Raw genomic sequence first — 19637 nt, forward strand, 5'->3', positions numbered from 1 at the left:
TGACCCGTAGCCCGTTTGCCTCCCGCTCAAACCCCGGACCCCCCGCCGCGGCCGGGGCTGGATGTCGGCCGGCCCCCGTAGACTCCGCGTCGTGGCAGGGCGGATCAAGGACGAGGACATCGCGGAGGTCCGCGAGAAGACCCGCATCGACGACGTCGTCGCCTCCTACGTCACCCTGCGCAACGCCGGCGGCGGCTCGATGAAGGGCCTGTGCCCCTTCCACGACGAGAAGTCCGCCTCCTTCCACGTCACCCCCTCGCGCGGCTTCTACCACTGCTTCGGCTGCGGCGCGGGCGGCGACGTCATCAACTTCGTGATGGAGATGGACGGCCTCCCGTTCAGCGAGACCGTCGAGCGCCTGGCCGAGAAGGTCGGGGTGCAGCTGCGCTACGAGGAGGGTGGCCCCGCGCGGCCCAAGGGCGGCCCGCAGCGGCCGCGGCTGGTCGAGGCCCACAAGGTCACCGCGCAGTGGTACGCCGAGCAGCTGGCCACCCCCGCCGCGCTCCAGGCCCGCCAGTTCCTCGACTCCCGCGGCTTCGACGCCGAGGCGGCCGCCCACTTCGGGGTGGGCTTCTCCCCGCGCGGCGGCGAGGACCTCTACCGCCACCTGCACCAGCTCGGCTTCACCGACGACGAGGTGGTCACCGCCGGGCTGGTGGGCCGCGGGCGCGGCCTCTACGACCGGTTCCGGGGCCGGCTGATGTGGCCGATCCGCGACAGCAGCGGCGACGTGATCGGCTTCGGCGCCCGGCGCATCTTCGAGGACGACCGGATCGAGGCGAAGTACCTCAACACCCCCGAGACGCCGATCTACAAGAAGAGCCAGGTGCTCTACGGCATCGACCTGGCCCGCCGCGAGATCGCCCGGTCGAGCCAGGCCGTGATCGTCGAGGGCTACACCGACGTGATGGCCTGCCACCTCGCGGGCGTCAAGACCGCCGTCGCGACCTGCGGCACGGCGTTCGGCGACGACCACGCCCGCGTCGTACGCCGGCTGCTGCACGACCACGACGACTTCCGCGGCGAGGTCATCTTCACCTTCGACGGCGACGAGGCCGGGCAGAAGGCCGCGCTGCGCGCCTTCGAGGGCGACCAGGTCTTCGCCGGGCAGACCTATGTCGCTGTCGAGCCGACCGGCATGGACCCCTGCGACCTGCGGCTGAGGTCGGGCGACGCCGAGGTGCGCGAGCTGGTGGCCCGCCGGGTGCCGCTCTACCGCTTCGTGCTGGCCAACGTGGTCCAGCGCTACGACCTCGACCGCGCCGACGGCCGCATCGACGCGATGCGCGAGGCGGCCAAGCTGGTGACGGCGATCCGCGACCGCTCCAAGGTCGACGCCTTCGCCCGTGAGCTCGCCGGCATGCTGGGCATCGAGCCCGCCGACGTGCAGCGTGCGGTCCGCACGGCCGCCTCACGCGGCTCGGCCCCGGTCGACGTCACGCCGCGCCAGCCCCAGGCCGACCTGCCCGACCCGCGCGACCCGCGGCTCTACCTCGAGCGCGAGGTGCTCAAGCTCGTGGTGCAGCACCCCACGGCGGTCCGCAGCACCGCCGCCGACGTCGACGGCACCGACTTCACGCACGGCGCCTACCGCGCGCTGTGGTCGGCCGTGGCCGCTGTCGGGGGGCTGGCCGCCGCCGACGCCCAGTGGGCGGCGCGGTTGCGCGACAGCGTGGCGGACGAGCGGCTCAAGGCGCTGGTCAGCCAGCTCGCCGTCGAGCCGCTGCGGGCCACCGAGCCCGACGCGGCCTACGTCGCCCAGCACGTCCACCGGCTGCGCGAGCTGACGGCCCAGCGACGCATCGCCGAGCTCAAGTCCAAGCTGCAGCGCACCAATCCCGTCGAGCAGGCCGCCGACTACAACCGGATGTTCGGCGAGCTGGTCGCCCTCGAGCAGCACCGCCGCAGCCTGCGCGAGAAGGCGCTGGAGAGCCAGTGAGCCCGACCTGGCACCTGCCCTGGTCCTCCCGCGACCCCGGGGCCGCCGCACCGCCCGCCGAGGTGCTCGGTCGGGCCGCCCTGCCCCGCGGGGAGAAGGTCCTGGCCGCGGCCACGACCGCCGACGGCACCTGGCTGCTCGGCACCCGCGAGCGGCTCGTCCTGGTCGAGGAGCGCGGCGTGACCTGGCTGGCCTGGGAGCGCGTCGAGGACGCCGCGTGGGACAGCGAGGGCGGCCGGCTGCGGCTGCGCGGGGTGGGCGACTACGGCCGCCGACGTCCGGAGTGGTCCTGGGAGATGGAGGAGCCGCCGCTGCTCCTGCAGCTGCTGCGCGAGCGCGTGACGGCCAGCATCGTGCTCCAGCGCAAGGTCCCGGTGCGTGCCGGCCAGGGCGTCACCGTCATCGCCCGCCGCAGCCCGGTGGGGGGCCCGGTGGCCTGGATGCACAGCTACGACGCCGGTCTGGACCCCGACGACCCCGAGGTGCAGGCCGTCTCCGACCTGGCCCTCACACAGGCCCGCTCCGAGCTCGGCGAGGCCGCCGACGGCACCTCCCTGGCCGACCGCGTCGGGCGGCCCGGCCCGATTTAGCGCGCGCGGTCGGAGGTTGCTAGGGTTTGCGGGCGCGATCCCCTGTAGCTCAATTGGCAGAGCATTCGACTGTTAATCGGAGGGTTGTTGGTTCGAGTCCAACCGGGGGAGCACAGCGACGAAGGCCCTGATCCACTGCGGATCAGGGCCTTCGTCGTACGCCGGGCCTCAGTCGCCCCAGCCCATCGGGAACACCTCGAAGGGTGCCGCCAGCGCCACCCCGAGCCGCTGGCCGGTCGGTCGGGCGATGCCCTCGAGGAACTCCCGGGCGTCCCAGTCGGCCCAGCCGAGCCCGTCGATGTAGGCGCCGTGGGCCTCCAGCGAGGCCACCCCGGCGTCGAAGGTGTCGGTCGTGTCGACGGCGTGGGTGGACTCCGGCGACCCGAACGCCCACACCTCGCGGACCCCGCCCCAGGGCTCGAGGTCCCCGCCCTGACCGGTCAGCTGCTCGCCGAAGACCCACCGGTTGCCGGCGTCGCGCACGGCGTCGACGACCGCGCGGCCCACCGCGACGTGATCGGCCTGGTTGAGGTTGCGACCGCCCCAGGTCTCACGGAAGTTGCCGGTGACCACCACGTCGGGGCGGTGGCGGCGGACCTGCTCGGCCAGCAGGCGGCGTAGCGGTACGCCGTGCTCGAGGACCCCGTCGGGCTGGTGCAGGAAGTCCACGACGTCGACCCCGACGATCCGGGCCGACGCGACCTGCTCGGCCTCGCGGACGGTGCGGCAGTCGCCCGGCGCCAGGGCGTCGATGCCGGCCTCGCCGCTGGTCACCATCGTGTAGCCGACCCACTTGCCCTGCCCGGTCCAGCGGGCGACCGCGGCGGCCGCGCCGAACTCCATGTCGTCGGGGTGGGCGACGATGCACAGCGCCCGGTCCCAGGTCTCGTCGAGGTGCTCCAGGGGCGGGGGTCGGTCCATGACCCGACGCTAGTGGCTGGCTCCGGGTGCGCAAGGGCACAGTCGGTCTGGTAAACGCGGGTCCGGCGGGGCACTACGCTTGGCCGGTGAACGAGAGCATCGAAGCAGTGGACGGCCTGAGGTTCGACGAGCTGGGTCTGGACCCCCGGGTGGAGAAGGTCCTCAAGGACGTCGGCTACGAGAGCCCCTCGGCGATCCAGGCGCAGGCGATCCCGCCGCTGCTCGACGGCCAGCACGTCGTCGGCCTGGCCCAGACCGGCACCGGCAAGACCGCGGCGTTCGCGCTGCCGATCCTCTCGCGCATCGACGTCAGCGAGGCCTCCCCGCAGGTGCTGGTGCTCGCGCCCACCCGTGAGCTGGCGCTCCAGGTCTCCGAGGCGTTCGGTCGCTACGCCGCCCACATCAAGGGCCTGCACGTGCTGCCCGTCTACGGCGGCCAGGGCTACGGCGTCCAGCTCTCCGCGCTGCGCCGCGGCGTCCACGTCGTCGTGGGCACGCCGGGCCGCGTGATGGACCACCTCGAGAAGGGCACCCTCGACCTCAGCGGCCTGCGCTTCGTGGTGCTCGACGAGGCCGACGAGATGCTCAACATGGGCTTCGCCGAGGACGTCGAGACGATCCTGGCCCGCACCCCTGAGGGCAAGCAGCTGGCGCTGTTCAGCGCGACGATGCCCTCGCAGATCCGCCGCATCATCAAGCGCTACGCACCCGGCGCCACCGAGATCACGGTGAAGAGCTCCTCGGGCACCGCCACCAACGTGACGCAGCGCTACCTCAAGGTGCCGCACCCGCGGAAGATCGACGCCCTCACGCGCATCCTCGAGGTCGAGAACTTCGACGGCATGATCATCTTCGTCCGCACCAAGCACGCCACCGAGGAGCTCGCCGAGCGGCTCCGCGCCCGCGGCTTCGCCGCCCAGGCGATCAACGGCGACGTCGCCCAGGTGCAGCGCGAGCGCACCATCGACCAGCTGCGCAAGGGCAAGCTCGACATCCTCGTCGCCACCGACGTCGCGGCCCGCGGCCTCGACGTCGAGCGGATCAGCCACGTCGTCAACTACGACATCCCCACCGACACCGAGTCCTACGTCCACCGCATCGGCCGCACCGGTCGCGCCGGGCGCAGCGGTGACGCGATCTCGTTCATCACCCCCCGCGAGAACTACCTGCTGCGCTCGATCGAGAAGGCCAACCGCACCACGCTGGTGCAGATGCAGCTCCCGACCGTCGAGGACGTCAACGCCTTCCGGGTCACCAAGTTCACCCAGGCCATCACGCAGGCGCTGGGCGACAGCCAGCTCGGCGTCTTCCGCGAGCTCGTCGAGTCCTACGCCTCGGAGCACGACGTGCCGGTCGCCGACGTGGCCGCCGCCATCGCCGTCCTCGCCCAGGACGGCGAGCCGCTGTTCGTCGAGGACGTCCCCGAGGTGACCCCCGAGCGCCGCGAGCGTCGCGAGACCGGCAGCAACCTGGTGCCGTGGAAGATCCAGGTCGGCAAGCGCCACCGGGTCGAGCCGCGGATGATCGTCGGCGCGCTCGCCAACGAGGGGGGCCTGAAGCGCTCCGACTTCGGTCGTATCGACATCAAGCCGGCCTTCACCGTGGTCGAGCTCCCCGCCGACCTGTCGCAGGAGACCTTGGCCAAGCTCTCGGAGACCCGCATCTCGGGCGTGCTGATCGACCTCCAGCCCGACCGCGGCCCCCGTCGCGCCTCCGGCCCGCCCCGCAAGCACGACAGCGCTCCCCACAAGAAGCCGCGCCACAAGGGCTGAGCCGGTCGGGCCCCGCCGACGGTCGCGCCCTCCGCTGGAGCGGCATCGTGGCCCGACTAGGCTCCCCGACCGAGGGGCGGTAGCTCAGCTGGTCAGAGCAGAGGACTCATAATCCTCCGGTCGTGGGTTCAAGCCCCACCCGCCCTACGCCGGGGCCGGTCACGGCCGTCGTGACCGCCGGCCTGCGAGCCGACCCGCGCCCCCCGGGCCTGCGGTGACGGCCGGTCTCACCGGCGGCCGACCGACCGCCAGTCCGGCTGGTCCTCGAAGGCGGGGGTGCCGGGCAGCCTCGTGCGGTGGCTGCCGTCCGGTCGCATGGTCGCCAGGCCGACCCGGGGTGGCCCGTCGGCGGGGAACTCGCCGCTGACGAACAGGATGCGCCTGCCGTCGGGGGAGTAGACCGGGTCGGCGGCCCCCTGTCGGCCGGTCTCGTTGCGGGTCAGGTTGCGCAGCCGGGTGCCGTCGCGGCGGATCGTGAAGATGTCGCCGCGACTCCCCGCTCGGGTGCCGGCGGCCTCGAAGACGAGGTGCCGGCCGTCGGGGGACCAGTCGGCGTCCCCGGGGCGCAGCCGGCCGGTCGTGCGAAGGCGGCGCAGGTGGGATCCGTCGGGGTCGACCAGGTGGAGCGCCGAGGTCTCCTCGCCGGTCCCGGTGGGGACGTAGCGCGTGAACACGATCCGGCGGCCGTCGGGCGAGGCCTTCGGGGCGGTGTCGGAGCCGGCGCCGGCGGGGAGGGTGGTGACCCGGCGCAGGCCGCTGCCGTCGGGTCGGGAGGAGTAGACGCCCTGCCCGGCGGGGTAGTCGCCCTCGTCGGAGACGAACAGCAGCCGACGGCCGCCGGGGGTCCACGACGGGTCCCCGGCGTACCCGTCGCCGCCGGTGACCCGACGTACGCCGGACCCGTCGGCCCGCATCGTGAAGACGTCGTTGATGCCGACCTCGTCACCGGGGTCGGGGTCGGCCCGGTTGCTGTCGAAGGCGATCCGGCGGGCCCTCGGCGACCAGGTGGCCCAGCCACTGCCGGCGGCGCCGCTGGTGAGCTGCCGCTGCCGGGTCATGTCGATCCGCGCGGTCCACACCTGGAGGTTGCCGCCGCTGTCTGGTCGACCGAAGACGATGCGCCCGTTGTCCCCGGGGTACGCCGCCTCGGCCGGTCCGGCTGCCAGCCCGGAGGCGAGCAGCAGCCCGCACAGGACTCCCGTGGTCGTGCCGTGGGGGTGGGTCATCGTGTCGCTCCTGACTCGGCCCCCGCCCCCTGAGTGGACGCCCCACCCCTCGCCACGTCAACGCTGGCGCGCGAACGCGCTAGCCCGGAGACGTGCGTCCGTGCCGGCCCCTTCCCGCCGTCGCGGATCTGTGCCTCGGTCGCGGGCGACCCGGTGGAGCCCCTCCGGCTCAGCGTGCCCGGCGCCACAACCACCGGGCGAGCAGGACCACCGGCCCGGCGAAGGGGACGACGAAGGTCAGCAGCACCAGCGTGAGGGCGAAGCCGACCGACCACTCGTGCCGGACCAGCTTCCAGATCGCGAAGCCGGCGAAGACCACGGCGACCGCCGCCGCGACCGCGAACCACACCTCGACCCCGGTCGGGGCGAGCGGCGCGGGCTCGTCGAACACGTCCCCTCCTCCTCAGACCCGCGCGACCCGCGGTGCGACCTCGGTGCCGAGCAGCTCGATGCCGCGGAGCAGGTCGTCGTGGGCCAGGCGCGGGTTGGTCATCTGCATCGAGAGCCGGTCGACACCGCCGAGCTGCTCGGCGACGCGGCGGATCTTCTCGGCCAGCGTGTCGGGGTCGCCCATGAAGAAGGCGCCGTCGGGGCCGGAGGTGGCGTCGAACTGGCCGCGGGTGGGGGCGCGGAAGCCGCGCTCGCGGGAGATCGTGCTGAACATCTGGTGCCAGCCGGGGTAGATCGTGTCGGCCGCCTGCTTCACCGACTCGGCGACGTAGCCGAAGACGTGCAGCCCGACCTGGAGCTTCTCCGGTGCGTGCCCGGCCTGTGCTCCGGCGCGGCGGTAGAGCTCGACGAGCGGGGCGAACTGACGCGGCTCGCCGCCGATGATCGCGATCATCAGCGGCAGGCCGAGCAGGCCGGCGCGGGCGAACGACTCCGGGGTGCCGCCGACGCCGACCCAGATCGGCAGCGGGTCCTGCAGCGGGCGGGGGTAGACCGTCTGGCGGACCAGCGGCGGCCGGTGCCGGCCCGACCAGGTGACCTCCTGCTCGTCGCGCAGCCGCAGCAGCAGCTCGAGCTTCTCGGTGAACAGCGAGTCGTAGTCGGCGAGGTCGAGCCCGAACAGCGGGAACGCCTCGGTGAAGGAGCCGCGCCCCACGACGAGGTCGATCCGGCCCTTGCTGATCAGGTCGAGGGTCGCGAACTGCTGGAACACCCGCACCGGGTCGTCGGCGCTGAGCACCTTGACCGCGCTGCCGAGGCGGATGCGGGAGGTGCGGGCCGCGGCGGCGGCCAGGATGATCGGGGGAGCGGAGTCGTAGTACTCGCGGCGGTGATGCTCGCCGATCCCGAACGAGTACAGCCCCGAGGTCTCGGCGAGCGTGATCTCCTCGAGCAGGTGCTCCATCCGCTCCGCGGGGCCGACCACGTGGCCGGTGGTCGGGTCGGTGACCTCTGCGACGAAGCTGTCGATGCCGATGTGCACGGGTGCCTCTCCACCGGGTCGGGCGGTCCGCCCCGTCGCATCGAATTCAACCACCCGCTCGCCTAGGCTCCGGAGGCATGGACCTCCAGCTGCGCGACTCCCTCGTCCTCGTCACAGGCGGCAGCAAGGGCATCGGCCTCGCCGTCGCCCAGGTCGCGCTCGAGGAGGGTGCGCGCGTCGCCCTGGTCTCCCGCGGGCAGGACAACCTCGACGCCGCGGCGGCCTCCCTGGACGCCGGCGACCGCGTCACGACGTACGCCGCGGACCTCCAGGACCCGCAGCAGGCGCTCGACGTCGTCGGCCGCGTCGAGCAGCAGGCCGGGCCGATCGAGGTGCTCGTCAGCTCGGCCGGCGCGGCGCGTCGTACGCCGTTCGCGGAGCTCGACGCCGCAGCCTGGCACGCCGCGATGCAGGCGAAGTTCTTCACCTACGTCCACGTCGTCGACCCGGTGGTGAAGCTGATGGCCGAGCGCGGCCGGGGCAGCATCGTCAACGTGATCGGGTCAGGTGGAAAGCGCGCGGCGCCGACCCACCTGGCCGGGGGAGCGGCCAACGCGGCGCTGATGCTGGTCACCGCGGGCCTCGCGAACGCCTACGGACCCAGCGGGGTGCGGGTCAACGCCGTCAACCCCGCCGCCACGCTGACGGAGCGGCAGAGCGAGGGCCTCAAGGCCACCGCGCGGTTGGAGGGCATCTCCGAGGAGGAGGCGCTGGCCCGGCAGGTCGGCAGCGCGCCCCTCGGTCGTCTCGCCGAGCCCCGGGAGGTCGCCGAGACGGTCGTCTACCTCGCCTCGGCCCGGGCCAGCTACGTCAACGGCGCGATCGTGTCGATGGACGGCGGGGCGACACCGATCGTGGTGTGACGCGCCACCGCCGCCCGGGCGAGCGCCCGGGCGGTGTCGAGCGGCATCCCGCCGTCACCCGAGAGGCAGCCCCGCGCCCGGGCGGCCAGCGCCCCGTCGTACACCAGCAGCAGCTCGGTCGCGAGCGCTCCCGGGTCGGCCGCGCCGGTCGCCGCGGCCTCCGCGTGGAGCCGCTCGTGGAGCAGCCGCGTGTCGGCGGCCACGACCTCGTGCGCGGGATGCGTGGGGTCGACCACCTCCACCGACGCGGCGAGGAAGGCACAGCCGCGGGCGCTGCCGGGGGAGCGCTGGAACTCCGCCAGCGCGTCCAGCACCGACAGCGCCCGGGCCACCGGGTCGTCGCCGCACCGCTGGAGGACGGCGTCCCAGGTGGTCCGCCAGCGCTCGAGTCGCCGGGTGAGGTAGGCCGCGACCAGGTGGTCCTTGCCCCCGAAGTGGGCGTAGAGCGTCGCCGGCGCCACGCCCGCCCGGCGCAGCACCGCGTCGACCCCGGTGGCGGCGATGCCGTGCTCGTAGAACAGCTCCTCGGCGGCGTCGAGCAGCCGCTCGCGCGCCGGGGCCCGGGTGTCGTCAATGGCCATGCGGAGTACTGTAACGATCACTATGATGAAACGAACGTTTCAGTCGGGGCCGACGGCCGTCGTCGCGGCGGGCACCGGGCTCATCGCGATCACCTACGGCGTGGTCCGCTACGGCTTCGGGCTGCAGCTGCCCGTGCTCGCCCGGGAGTTCTCGCTCTCCTCCGGGCTGGCGGGGCTCGTCGCGGCAGGGAGCTTCGCGGCGTACTGCGTGGCCGCGCTCGCCGCCCAGCGCCTGATCGACCGGCCCGGGGCCCGGGCCGTGCTCTGGCTGGCCGCGCTCCTCGCGGCCGCGGGCGCGACGACCGTGGCGCTCGCGACCACCACCCCGGCGCTCGCCGCGGGTGTGCTCGTCGCCGGCAGCGCCGCCGGGGCGGCGTCGCCGGCGATGGTGGTCGCCGTCGCCGCGTCCGTACGCCGCCCGCTCGCCGCCCGCGCCCAGGCGGTCGTCAACGCCGGGACCGGCGTCGGGGTGGCCGTGACCGGGGTGGCCGTGCTGGCGGTGCCGGAGGCCTGGCGCCCGGCGTGGGCCGTGGCGGCCGTGGGCGCGCTGCTCGCCGCCCTGGTCGTCGACCGGCGCACGGCCTGGCCGGCGCCGGTCCCGCAACCGCCCGACCGGGCCCGCCGCCCCCGCGGCGCGAGCCTGAGGCGGGCCTGTGCCGCCGCGGCGGTCGCCGGGCTCGGCAGCGCCGCCTTCTGGACCTTCGGCCGCGACCTCGTGACCACCACGGGTGGTCTGCCGGGGCGCACCACCGCCGCGCTGTGGGTGCTGCTGGGCACGGCCGCCGTGCTCGGGGCGCTGAGCGGCGACGCCGTCCGCGTGCTGGGGCTGCGCCGTGCCTGGACGCTGACGGCGGGCCTGAGCGCGCTCGGCACCGCGCTGCTGGCGCTCGCGCCCGGCCAGGTGGCCGTGGCCGCGCTGGCCGCGGCGCTCTTCGGCGGCGCCTACACCGCGCTCAGCGGGGTCCTCATCGCGTGGGCGGGGGTCGTGCGGCCCGGCACGGCCGGCCAGGCCACGGCGACGCTGTTCGTGGCGCTGACCGGCGGCCAGGCGCTGGGCGCCGCGGCGACCGGGCTGCTGGCCGAGCGCGTCGGCGTCCTCGCGGCGTTCTGGGCGTGCGCGGCGGTGCTGCTGGTGGCGGCGGGGATCCGGCCGTCGGCTCAGGCCAGCCCGAGCCGGTCCAGCACCCAGGCGAGCGTGAAGGCCCGGCGGGCCCACGCCTGGTAGCGCCCGGACACCCCGCCGTGGCCGGCCGACATCTCGGTCTTGAGCAGCACGTCGGGGCGCCGGTCGGGGGCGGTGGAGCGCAGCTTCGCGACCCACTTGGCGGGCTCGACGTAGAGCACCCGCGTGTCGTTGAGCGAGGTCTCGGCCAGGATCGGCGGGTAGTCCTGCTCGCTCACGTTGTCGTAGGGCGCGTAGGAGGCGATGTAGTCGTAGACGTCCGCGTCGGCCTCGGGGTTGCCCCACTCGTCGTACTCCGTGACCGTGAGCGGCAGCGTCGCGTCGAGCATGGTGGTCAGGTTGTCCACGAACGGCACCCCGGCCACGATCCCGTCGAACAGCGCGGGCGCCTCGTTGGCCACCACGCCCATCAGCAGACCACCGGCGCTCCCGCCCTCGGCGACCAGTCGGCTGGCCCAGCCCTGCGCCCGCAGGTGCTCGCCGCAGGCGACGAAGTCGGTGAAGGTGTTGCGCTTGTGCAGCAGCTTGCCGTCGTCGTACCACCGCCGGCCGAGCTCGCCGCCGCCGCGGACGTGGGCGATCGCGAACGCCGCGCCCCGGTCGAGCAGCGAGAGCCGCGCCACCGAGAAGTACGGGTCCATGGAGGCCTCGTAGGAGCCGTAGCCGTAGAGCAGGGTCGGCACCGGCCCGCCTGCGCGCGCGTCGCGGCGCACGACCAGGGAGATCGGCACCTGCTCCCCGTCGGGGGCGGTGGCCCACAGCCGGTGCTCCTCGTAGGCGTCGGCGTCGAAGTCGCCCAGCACCGGCGTACGCCGCAGCAGCGTGAGCGACCGTGAGGCGACGTCGAAGTCGTAGACCGACGCCGGCACCGCGAGCGAGGCGAACCCGAGCCGGATCACCGGGGCGTCGAACTCGCGGTTGCCGCGCAGGCCCACGGTGTAGACCTCGCGGTCGAACGGCACCAGGAAGTCGTCGGCGACACCGTCGTCGTCCAGCGTCAGCACGCGCAGGCGGGACAGGCCGCCGCTGCGCTGGCTGACCACGAGGTGGCCGGCGAAGGCGTCGACGTCCTCGATGCGGGTGGACGGGTCGTGGGCGAGGAGCGGCTGCCACTCCTCGACCGGCGTCGGGTCGACCGGGGCGGTGGCGACGGCGAAGTCGGGCCCGTCGGCGTTGTGCGTGACCACGAACCGGTCCTCCCCGGCGATCACGGCGTGCTCGAGGCTGTAGTCGAGGTCGTCGCGGCGGGGGAGGAAGACCCGCAGGCCGAGCTCGGGGCGGGTGACGTCGAGGACGGCGTACTCCGCGGTCGTCTTGGAGTGCGACACCACCATCACGAACCGCTCCGAGCGGGTGCGCCCCACCCCGACCGCGAACCGCTGGTCGGTCTCGTGGCGGACCAGCTCGTCGGCGTCCTGCTCGGTGCCGAGCACGTGGCGCCACACCTTGTCGGCGCGCCAGGAGTCGTCGACGGTGACGTAGTAGAGCGCGGTGCCGTCGGGGTCCCAGGTCACGCTGCCGGCCGTGCCGACCAGCCGGTCGGGCAGCTCCTCGCCGGTGCGCAGGTCCCGGACCCGCACCTCGTAGCGCTCGTCACCCACCACGTCGGTGGCCCACGCCAGCAGGTGCTCGTCGGGGCTGACGGTCGAGGCACCGAGGGAGAAGAAGTCGTGTCCCTGGGCCAGGGCGTCGAGGTCGAGCAGCACCTGCTCGCCGGGCAGTGCGGGCCGGTCGGGCGCGGTGTCGGCCGGCACGGGCGGGGTCCAGTCGGCCGGGTCCGCGACGGGGACGCGGCACGACGCGCCGTACTCCCGACCCTCGAAGGACCGGCCGTAGTACCAGTGACCGCCCCGGCGCACGGGCACCGAGAGGTCGGTCTCCTGGGTGCGCGAGCGGATCTCCTCGACGACCGTGTCGCGGAGGCCGGCGAGGTGGGCGGTCGCCTGCTCGGTCCAGGCGTTCTCGGCCTCCAGCAGCCCGAGCACCTCGGGGTCGTCCTTGGCGCGCAGCCACTCGAGGTCGTCGTGGCGCTCGCGGCCGTGGATCACGCAGGTCGTGCGGCGGGCGGGGGCCAGCGGGGGGAGGGAGTCGGGCACCCGTCGAGCCTAGACAGGCCTCACTCGGCCACGAGCTGCCGGATGACCGCGGCCGGGTTGCCGACGGCCAGCACACCGGCCGGCAGGTCGCGCGTGACCACCGAGCCGGCGCCCACGACCGTGCCGGCCCCGACGGTGACGCCGGGCAGCACCGTCACGCCGTCACCGAGCCACACGTCCGGCCCGATCGTGACCGGCCGGGCGACCCGCCAGCCGTCGCGGCGCTGGCCGGCGTCGAGGGGGAGGGTGACGGTGAGCAGCCGCACGTCGTGCCCGATCCGCACGTCGTCGCCGACGCTCACCGGGGCGGCGTCCTCGACGACCAGCCCGCCCGCGACCTCCACGCGGTCGCCGAGCCGGAGCTGCTCGCCGAGCCCAACGCGCAGCGGGCCGCGGACCTCCACGTCGGTGCCGACCTGGCCGAGCAGGTCCTCCAGCAGCGAGCGGCGGGTGTCGCGGGCGCTGGCCGGGGTCGCGGCGTGGGTCGCGGCCAGGTCGGCCGCGCGGTCCGCGCGGGTGGTGAGGTCGCGGTCCAGGGCGTACGGCTCACCGGCGAGCATGCGGTCGCGCATCGTGCGCGGGGGGCCGAGGGTCTCTGCAGGCATGGGGGACACGCTAGGCGTGGAACGATGGGCGCATGGACACCGTGCGGCCGATCGAGACCTGGCTCACCGACATGGACGGCGTGCTCGTCCACGAGGAGGACGCCATCGTGGGCGCGAGCGACTTCGTCGAGGCGCTCAAGGCGTCGGGCAAGAAGTTCCTCGTGCTCACCAACAACTCCATCTTCACCCCGCGCGACCTGCGGGCCCGGCTGCTCGGCAGCGGCATCGACGTGCCCGAGGAGTCGATCTGGACCTCGGCGCTGGCCACCGCGGACTTCCTGGCGGACCAGCGGCCCGAGGGCACGGCGTACGTCGTGGGGGAGGCCGGCATGACCAACGCGCTGCACGACATCGGCTACGTGATGACCGAGCGCAACCCCGACTACGTCGTGCTCGGCGAGACCCGCACCTACTCCTTCGAGGCGATCACCAAGGCGATCCGGCTGATCGAGTCCGGCGCCCGCTTCATCGCCACCAACCCCGACCCGAGCGGTCCCAGCCCCCAGGGCACGCTGCCGGCGACCGGCTCGGTGGCCGCGCTGATCAGCCGCGCGACCGGCCGCGAGCCCTACTACATCGGCAAGCCGAACCCGCTGATGATGCGCAGCGCGCTCAACCGGCTCGAGGCCCACTCCGAGACCACGGTGATGGTCGGCGACCGGATGGACACCGACATCATCAGCGGCCTCGAGGCCGGCATCCGCACCGTCCTGGTCACCACCGGCTCGACCCGCCCCGACATGATCGACACCTTCCCCTACCGCCCCACCCGCGTCGTCGACTCCGTCGCCGACCTTGTCGAGCTGGCCTCGACCGCCGCCGGCGAGATGTAGCCGCCCTAGCGCCCCTCGGCGTGGGCCGCGTCGCGGATCTCGCCGACCAGCTCCTCGATGACGTCCTCGAGGGTGGCCACGCCGACGACCTGGCCCGCGGGGTCCACGACCCGCGCCATGTGGGCGCCGCGCGCCTGGATGGTCTGCAGCGCGCCCACCAGGGTGTCCTCGGTGCGGACGGTCGCGAACGGCCGGATCCACTTGTCCTCCACGACCCGCGCCCGGCCCTGGGGGTCGGACTGGAGCACGTCCTTGATGTGCAGGTAGCCGACCAGGGCCCCGTCGTCGGCCGCCACCGGGAAGCGGGAGAAGCCGGTGCGGGCGCACACCACCTCCACGTCGGAGGCGCGGGCGCCGCGGCGTACGGTCTCCAGGTCCGCGAGGGGCAGCAGCACGTCGGCGACGGTGCGCGAGGTGAACCCCAGCGCGCCGGAGAGGCGCTCGTACTCCCGCTCCTCCAGGAGCCCCTCGGCGCGCGACTCGTCGACCATCGCCTCCACCTGCTCGCGGGTGAAGGAGGAGCTGACCTCGTCGCGGGGCTCGATGCGCAGCAGCCGGATCAGGCCGTTGGCGATGGCGTTGAAGAGCCAGACCACGGGACGGAGCACGGTGATGACCAGCATCATCGGCGGCCCGAAGAGCAGCGCGGCCCGCTCGGGGCCGGCGAGCGCGAGGTTCTTGGGCACCATCTCGCCCAGCACGACGTGGAGGTAGACCACCACGACCAGGGCGATCACGAACGCGACCGGGTGCACCCACACCTCGGGGATGCCCACCGCGTGGGCGACGGGCTCGAGCAGGTGGGCGAGCGCGGGCTCGGCGACCGCACCGAGGCCCAGCGAGCACACGGTGATGCCGAGCTGGGCGCCCGCCATCACCAGCGAGACCTTCTCCATCGCCTGGAGGGTCGAGCGCGCCATCCGGGAGCCCTGCTTGGCCCGCGGCTCGATCTGCGTGCGCCGCGCGGAGACGAGAGCGAACTCGGCGCCGACGAAGAACGCGTTGGCGAGCAGCAGCGCGACGCCGAGCAGCAGGGCGGCCTGGGTGCTCATCGGGCCACCTCCCCGTCGGTGCGGGCCGAGCCGGGCGTCGGGTCGGCGTCGTCGGGCAGCAGCCGGCGGATCGAGATCCGGTCGACGCGCAGCCCGTCCATCCGCTCCACCCGCAGCACCACGTGCTCCTGGACCGGGGCCTCGTCGTCGTCCTCGGGCACCTCGACGGGCAGCGGCACCAGCGCCCGGTCGCCGCGCTCGGGGATCCGGCCCAGCTCGCGCACCAGGAGGCCGGCGACGGTGTCGTAGTCCTCGTCCTCGGGCAGCTCCAAGCCGGTGGCCGCGGCGACCTCGTCGGGCCGCAGCAGCCCGGAGACGATCCAGGACCCGTCGGGGCGCTGCCGCAGCCGGGAGCCGTAGCGGTCGTGCTCGTCGGCGATGTCGCCCACGATCTCCTCGACGACGTCCTCCAGCGTCACGACCCCGGCCGTCCCGCCGTACTCGTCGGAGACGATCGCCATCTGGAAGCCCTCGCCGCGCAGCAACGAGAGCAGCGGGTCGAGCCGCAGCGACTCGGGCACGACGGTGGCCTCGACCATCACCTCGCGGATCAGGGTGTCGCTGCGCTCGGAGCGGGGGACCGCGACCGCCTGCTTGACGTGGACCGAGCCCACCACGTTGTCCGAGGTGCCCTTGATGACGGGGAACTTGGAGAACCCCGTCGAGCTCGACAGGTCGATGATCTCGCTGACCGGGTCGGTCGCGTCGACGCAGGCCATCTGCACCCGCGGCGTCATGATCTCGCCGGCGGTGCGCGGTCCGAAGGCCACCGAGCGCTCCACCAGGTTGGCCGTCTCGCTGTCGAGGGTGCCCTCGGTCGCGCTGCGCTTGGTCAGCGAGGCCAGCTCGTCGACCGAGCGGGCCGAGCGCAGCTCCTCCTGGGGCTCCGCGCCGAGCGCGCGGACGATCGCGTTGGCCGAGCCGTTGAGCAGCCGGATCGGGCCGCGCATCGCGGTGGTGAAGACCCGCATCGGGACCTGGGTGGCCTTGGCCGTGGCCAGCGGCAGCGCGATGGCGAGGTTCTTGGGCACCAGCTCGCCGAAGATCATGGTCAGGCCCGTGGCCAGCACGAGGCCGGCCGCGACCGAGATCGGCGTGATCGCCGACTCCGGGGTCCCGACCAGCTCCAGCGGCCCGCGGATCAGCCGCGAGATGGCCGGCTCGGCCAGGAAGCCGATGGCCAGGTTGGTCAGCGTGATGCCGACCTGGGCCCCCGACAGCTGGGTGGAGAGCGACTTCAGCGCGACCCGGACGCCCTCGGCGCCCTTGTCGCCGCCGGCGGCCGCCTTCTCCACGCTCGAGCGGTCGACGGTGACGAAGCTGAACTCGGCTGCCACGAAGACGCCGCAGGCCAGCACGAGGCCGGCCGAGACCGCCAGCAGGAGCCATTCCATCCCCCCATTGTGGGGGGTGGGGGCCGTGCCGGTGACCGCGCCCGTGCGCGTGAGCCCGCGCCCCGGAACACCTCGCGGCCCCGGGCCGTTGACCAGATGTCGGGAGAGGGTGGTCGACCGTGCTGAGGTTCACCGGTGCTGCAGCCAGCGATCGCGGCCGCGTGCGCGAGCACAACGAGGACTCGGGGTACGCCGGTCCGGGCCTGCTCGTCGTCGCCGACGGCGTCGGGGGAGCGGCCGCCGGTGAGGTCGCCTCGGCCACCGCGGTCCACGTGCTCTCGGCCCTCGCCCTGCCGGGGGCGTACGCCGACCCGCTGGCCGGGCTGCGCAGCGGCGTACGACTGGCGCAGGAGCAGGTGGCCCTCGGTGTCGCCCAGGACGAGCGCCGCACCGGGATGGCCACGACGCTGACCGCCGTCCTCGGCGACGGCCGCCGCTTCGCGCTGGCCCACCTCGGCGACTCGCGGGCCTACGTCTGGCGCGAGCGCACCCTGACCCGCGTCACCCGTGACCACACCGTCGTCCAGGACCTGCTCGACGACGGCCGGCTGACCGCGGCCGAGGCGCGTGAGCACCCCTGGCGCCACGTGGTCGTGCGCAGCCTCGGGGGCGACCCCGGGGAGACCGGCGAGGTGACCCGGCTCGACCTGCGCCGCGGCGACCGCGTGCTGCTGTGCAGCGACGGGCTCACCGACCTCGTCGACGACGCGGCCGTCGCCGGCGTCCTGGCCGACCACCGGTCCGACGACGCCGCCGTGACCGCCCTGGTCGCGGCGGCCAACGACGCGGGTGGCCGCGACAACATCACCTGCGTGCTGGCCACCGTCGTGCCGGGCGTGCCCGCGAGCCACGACGGTGTCCTGGTCGGCGCCGTGCGCGACCCGCGCCTCGCCGTCGTCGCCGGCGTGGGCCCGACCCGGCGCACCGCCTGAGTTTCGGCGTTCCGCTGGTCACGGCCGTGGCCATGCGTCACACTGGACGCACAAGTCCACATCTGCACCGCACGTCATGTGACCTGCCTGCTCGTTCGAGACCGCTGGGGAAGGCGTACCTCGACGCCGAGCCTGAGGAGGTCCCCGTGAGTGCTGCAGCCAACCGTCCCACCACGCGTGGTGTGCTCTACGTGCACTCCACGCCCTCTGCGCTGTGCCCGCACGTCGAGTGGGCCGTCGGCGGGGTGCTCGGCCTCGCCCCGCGCGTCGAGTGGACCCCGCAGCCCGCGCAGGCCGGCCACTACCGCACCGAGTACTCCTGGTCCGGCGACACCGGAACCGCCGCCGCCATCACCTCGGCGCTGCGCGGCTGGAACCACCTGCGCTTCGAGGTCACCGAGGAGGCGACGTCCTCCACCGAGGGGGCGCGCTACGCCGTCACCCCCACGCTGGGCGTCTTCCACGCCGTCACCGGCCTGCACGGCGACGTGATGATCCCCGAGGACCGGCTCAAGGCCGCCCTCGTCAAGGCGTCGCTGGGCGAGACCACCCTCGAGCTCGAGGTCGACAAGCTGCTCGGCAAGGCGTGGGACGCCGAGCTCGAGACCTTCCGTCACGCCGGCGAGGGTGTCGCGGTGCGCTGGCTGCACCACGTCGTCTGACCTGCGGCGCAGCGCCTCAGGCCCCCGGCGTACGACGCTCCTGGTGGGCCAGGAAGTCGACGAGGTCGCCGACGTGGACCAGCTCGCGGGTGACGGCGTCGGGCACGCGCACGCCCAGCCGGCGCTCGAAGCCCTCCAGCACCTCGATCATCGACAGCGAGTCGACCCGCAGGTCGTCGACGAACCGGTGCTCGGGCCGTACGTCGCCCGCAGGCGTGCCCGTCACCAGCTCGACCAGCTCCGCCACCTGGCGCACCCGCCGCGGGTCCAGGTCCGGCGAGGTCGTCCGGTCGGGGCCGGGAGCACCCGTGGCCGGTCGTCGACCCGGTCGTCGACCGGGTCGCGGCACGGGACGGACGAAGCGGGGCGGCACCCGCGGATCGTACCCGTCACGCGGGTCGCCAGGAGTACCCGTTCCGGCGCCCCACAATCGAGAATCGCCCACCAGGACGGGGGATTCACCTCTACCGTCCACCTGTCGGCCCCGTCGCGCGGCGACCAACCGGAACCCAACCGTGCGTGGTTGACTCTGCCCGGGAGGCCGACCGAACCCCAGGAGTGTGCATGACCACGGAGCCCGACGCGGCCTTCGAGCTGCAGCGCGTGACCATCCACGGTCACGAGCGCGCCTTCGTGCGTGCCGGTTCGGGCCCGGCGCTGCTCCTCCTCCACGGCCTCGGCTGCGACCACACCACGTGGTTCCCGGCCATCCGCGACCTCGCGCGCCACTTCACCGTGATCGCGCCCGACCTGCTGGGCCACGGCGTCAGCGCCAAGCCCCGGGCCGACTACTCCGTGGGCGGCTACGCCAACGGCATGCGCGACCTGCTGACCGTGCTGGGCGTCGACAAGGTCACCGTGGTGGGCCACAGCTTCGGCGGTGGCGTGGCGATGCAGTTCGCCTACCAGTTCCCCGAGCGCACCGAGCGGATGATCCTGGTCGCCCCGGGCGGCCTCGGGCCCGAGGTGACCCCGCTCATCCGACTGATCACGCTCCCCGGCTTCCACCAGGCGATGGGCCTGGCCACCCTGCCCGGCGTGCGCCACGTCGGCAAGGCGGGCCTCCGGGCGCTGTCGCGCACCGGCCTGCACGGCACCCGGGACCTGGCCGAGGTCGCCGACATCTACGAGTCGTTCAAGGACCCCCGGGCCCGGGCCGCGATCGCCCACGTGGTGCGCGCCGTGGTCGACATGAAGGGCCAGATCGTCACCATGGTCGACCGGGCCTACCTGACCCAGGCGATGCCGATGCTGGTGGTCTGGGGCACCGACGACATGGTCATCCCGGCGAAACACGCCGACAACGCCGCGCGTACCGCCCCGGGCGCGGTCGTGGAGATCGTGCCCAACGCCGGGCACTTCCCCCACAAGGACCACCCGGAGCGGTTCGTGCGGGTCGTCCAGGAGTTCGTCCGCGCGACCCAGCCCGCGTCGTACCACCGGGGGCGCTGGCGCACCCTGCTCCGCAACGGCCCCGCGCTGCCCTCCAACCGGGCCGAGGCCGGCGAGGCGCCGATGACGCCGGTCGCCCAGCTGCCCGGCGCCTGACCCACCCG

19 protein-coding genes and 2 tRNA genes are annotated in these 19637 nt (G+C 74.0%); 11 read left to right on the top strand and 10 right to left on the bottom strand.

Going from position 1 to position 19637, the window contains the following annotated elements; all coding sequences use genetic code 11:
- Window positions 1-91: 91 nt before the first annotated feature.
- The 3 genes from dnaG (at window position 92) to ASG49_RS05255 (ending at window position 2640) form a co-directional block, all read left to right on the top strand.
- Window positions 92-1939 carry a DNA primase gene (gene dnaG, locus ASG49_RS05245; RefSeq protein ID WP_056537961.1) on the top strand — a complete coding sequence of 616 codons (1848 nt, stop codon included), beginning with the start codon at window positions 92-94 and terminating at the stop codon, window positions 1937-1939.
- Complete coding sequence (locus ASG49_RS05250; protein WP_056537964.1) at window positions 1936-2529, top strand: hypothetical protein; 594 nt, start codon at window positions 1936-1938, stop codon at window positions 2527-2529. Before dnaG ends, ASG49_RS05250 begins: the two co-directional genes overlap by 4 nt.
- A 38-nt stretch (window positions 2530-2567) precedes the next feature.
- A tRNA-Asn gene (locus tag ASG49_RS05255) sits at window positions 2568-2640 on the top strand.
- Window positions 2641-2697: 57 nt separating this feature from the next.
- Here the strand turns inward: ASG49_RS05255 and ASG49_RS05260 are convergent.
- On the bottom strand, window positions 2698-3450 hold the full coding sequence (locus ASG49_RS05260; protein ID WP_056537967.1) for a PIG-L deacetylase family protein: 753 nt from the start codon (window positions 3448-3450) through the stop codon (window positions 2698-2700).
- Window positions 3451-3536: 86 nt separating this feature from the next.
- Between ASG49_RS05260 and ASG49_RS05265 the strand changes: the two genes are divergently transcribed.
- Entirely contained in the window at window positions 3537-5222 is a 1686-nt protein-coding gene (locus tag ASG49_RS05265; protein ID WP_056537970.1) for a DEAD/DEAH box helicase, read from the top strand.
- Window positions 5223-5295: 73 nt separating this feature from the next.
- Window positions 5296-5369: transfer RNA gene (locus ASG49_RS05270), tRNA-Ile, on the top strand.
- A gap of 80 nt (window positions 5370-5449) precedes the next feature.
- On the opposite strand, the gene ASG49_RS05275 is transcribed toward ASG49_RS05270, so the two are convergent.
- The 3 genes from ASG49_RS05275 to ASG49_RS05285 form a co-directional block, all read right to left on the bottom strand.
- Complete coding sequence (locus tag ASG49_RS05275) at window positions 5450-6448, bottom strand: PD40 domain-containing protein (protein ID WP_056537973.1); 999 nt, start codon at window positions 6446-6448, stop codon at window positions 5450-5452.
- Window positions 6449-6617: 169 nt separating this feature from the next.
- A complete protein-coding gene (locus ASG49_RS18525) occupies window positions 6618-6839 on the bottom strand; it encodes a hypothetical protein (RefSeq protein WP_056537975.1) in 222 nt (73 codons plus the stop codon).
- Between the two features lie 12 nt (window positions 6840-6851).
- Entirely contained in the window at window positions 6852-7880 is a 1029-nt protein-coding gene (locus tag ASG49_RS05285; protein ID WP_056537977.1) for an Atu2307/SP_0267 family LLM class monooxygenase, read from the bottom strand.
- A gap of 77 nt (window positions 7881-7957) precedes the next feature.
- On the opposite strand from ASG49_RS05285, the gene ASG49_RS05290 reads away from it, so the two are divergent.
- Window positions 7958-8743, top strand: coding sequence for an SDR family oxidoreductase (locus ASG49_RS05290; RefSeq protein WP_056537979.1), 786 nt, complete (start codon window positions 7958-7960; stop codon window positions 8741-8743).
- Here ASG49_RS05290 and ASG49_RS05295 read toward each other — a convergent pair.
- On the bottom strand, window positions 8686-9324 hold the full coding sequence (locus tag ASG49_RS05295) for a TetR/AcrR family transcriptional regulator (protein ID WP_056537981.1): 639 nt from the start codon (window positions 9322-9324) through the stop codon (window positions 8686-8688). The two genes, ASG49_RS05290 and ASG49_RS05295, sit on opposite strands and share 58 nt — an antisense overlap.
- A gap of 25 nt (window positions 9325-9349) precedes the next feature.
- On the opposite strand from ASG49_RS05295, the gene ASG49_RS05300 reads away from it, so the two are divergent.
- Window positions 9350-10549, top strand: coding sequence for an MFS transporter (locus tag ASG49_RS05300; RefSeq protein ID WP_056537983.1), 1200 nt, complete (start codon window positions 9350-9352; stop codon window positions 10547-10549).
- Here the strand turns inward: ASG49_RS05300 and ASG49_RS05305 are convergent.
- On the bottom strand, window positions 10483-12603 hold the full coding sequence (locus ASG49_RS05305) for a S9 family peptidase (RefSeq protein ID WP_056537984.1): 2121 nt from the start codon (window positions 12601-12603) through the stop codon (window positions 10483-10485). The genes ASG49_RS05300 and ASG49_RS05305 overlap by 67 nt on opposite strands.
- A 20-nt stretch (window positions 12604-12623) precedes the next feature.
- Window positions 12624-13208 carry a DapH/DapD/GlmU-related protein gene (locus tag ASG49_RS05310; RefSeq protein ID WP_235561911.1) on the bottom strand — a complete coding sequence of 195 codons (585 nt, stop codon included), beginning with the start codon at window positions 13206-13208 and terminating at the stop codon, window positions 12624-12626.
- 32 nt (window positions 13209-13240) lie between these two features.
- On the opposite strand from ASG49_RS05310, the gene ASG49_RS05315 reads away from it, so the two are divergent.
- Complete coding sequence (locus ASG49_RS05315; RefSeq protein WP_056537989.1) at window positions 13241-14041, top strand: HAD-IIA family hydrolase; 801 nt, start codon at window positions 13241-13243, stop codon at window positions 14039-14041.
- Window positions 14042-14046: 5 nt separating this feature from the next.
- On the opposite strand, the gene ASG49_RS05320 is transcribed toward ASG49_RS05315, so the two are convergent.
- Together ASG49_RS05320 and ASG49_RS05325 are read right to left on the bottom strand one after the other, a co-directional pair.
- On the bottom strand, window positions 14047-15093 hold the full coding sequence (locus tag ASG49_RS05320; RefSeq protein ID WP_056537992.1) for a hemolysin family protein: 1047 nt from the start codon (window positions 15091-15093) through the stop codon (window positions 14047-14049).
- Window positions 15090-16487 carry a hemolysin family protein gene (locus tag ASG49_RS05325; protein WP_056537995.1) on the bottom strand — a complete coding sequence of 466 codons (1398 nt, stop codon included), beginning with the start codon at window positions 16485-16487 and terminating at the stop codon, window positions 15090-15092. Before ASG49_RS05325 ends, ASG49_RS05320 begins: the two co-directional genes overlap by 4 nt.
- A 161-nt stretch (window positions 16488-16648) precedes the next feature.
- On the opposite strand from ASG49_RS05325, the gene ASG49_RS05330 reads away from it, so the two are divergent.
- Together ASG49_RS05330 and ASG49_RS05335 are read left to right on the top strand one after the other, a co-directional pair.
- On the top strand, window positions 16649-17419 hold the full coding sequence (locus ASG49_RS05330; RefSeq protein ID WP_056537998.1) for a PP2C family serine/threonine-protein phosphatase: 771 nt from the start codon (window positions 16649-16651) through the stop codon (window positions 17417-17419).
- 146 nt (window positions 17420-17565) lie between these two features.
- The gene (locus ASG49_RS05335; protein WP_056538001.1) at window positions 17566-18081 is read left to right on the top strand and encodes a DUF3145 domain-containing protein; all 516 of its coding nucleotides are present in this window, start codon (window positions 17566-17568) and stop codon (window positions 18079-18081) included.
- Window positions 18082-18097: 16 nt separating this feature from the next.
- On the opposite strand, the gene ASG49_RS05340 is transcribed toward ASG49_RS05335, so the two are convergent.
- Window positions 18098-18337, bottom strand: a complete 240-nt coding sequence (locus ASG49_RS05340) for an acyl carrier protein (protein WP_200936200.1) — start codon at window positions 18335-18337, stop codon at window positions 18098-18100.
- 308 nt (window positions 18338-18645) lie between these two features.
- Between ASG49_RS05340 and ASG49_RS05345 the strand changes: the two genes are divergently transcribed.
- Window positions 18646-19629, top strand: coding sequence for an alpha/beta fold hydrolase (locus ASG49_RS05345; RefSeq protein WP_056538005.1), 984 nt, complete (start codon window positions 18646-18648; stop codon window positions 19627-19629).
- Window positions 19630-19637: the final 8 nt, after the last annotated feature.

Origin of the sequence: Marmoricola sp. Leaf446, from assembly GCF_001424755.1 — a bacterium.
In the GTDB taxonomy this organism is placed as follows: domain Bacteria; phylum Actinomycetota; class Actinomycetes; order Propionibacteriales; family Nocardioidaceae; genus Marmoricola.

Excerpts from the sequence above, each read along its gene's own strand:
- ASG49_RS05290 (WP_056537979.1), top strand. The coding sequence starts at position 7,958 with ATGGACCTCCAGCTGCGCGACTCCCTCGTCCTCGTCACAGGCGGCAGC.
- ASG49_RS05320 (WP_056537992.1), bottom strand. The coding sequence starts at position 15,093 with ATGAGCACCCAGGCCGCCCTGCTGCTCGGCGTCGCGCTGCTGCTCGCC.
- ASG49_RS05345 (WP_056538005.1), top strand. The coding sequence starts at position 18,646 with ATGACCACGGAGCCCGACGCGGCCTTCGAGCTGCAGCGCGTGACCATC.
- ASG49_RS05315 (WP_056537989.1), top strand. The coding sequence starts at position 13,241 with ATGGACACCGTGCGGCCGATCGAGACCTGGCTCACCGACATGGACGGC.
- ASG49_RS05275 (WP_056537973.1), bottom strand. The coding sequence starts at position 6,448 with ATGACCCACCCCCACGGCACGACCACGGGAGTCCTGTGCGGGCTGCTG.
- ASG49_RS05325 (WP_056537995.1), bottom strand. The coding sequence starts at position 16,487 with ATGGAATGGCTCCTGCTGGCGGTCTCGGCCGGCCTCGTGCTGGCCTGC.
- ASG49_RS05260 (WP_056537967.1), bottom strand. The coding sequence starts at position 3,450 with ATGGACCGACCCCCGCCCCTGGAGCACCTCGACGAGACCTGGGACCGG.
- ASG49_RS05300 (WP_056537983.1), top strand. The coding sequence starts at position 9,350 with ATGAAACGAACGTTTCAGTCGGGGCCGACGGCCGTCGTCGCGGCGGGC.
- ASG49_RS05310 (WP_235561911.1), bottom strand. The coding sequence starts at position 13,208 with ATGCCTGCAGAGACCCTCGGCCCCCCGCGCACGATGCGCGACCGCATG.
- ASG49_RS05295 (WP_056537981.1), bottom strand. The coding sequence starts at position 9,324 with ATGGCCATTGACGACACCCGGGCCCCGGCGCGCGAGCGGCTGCTCGAC.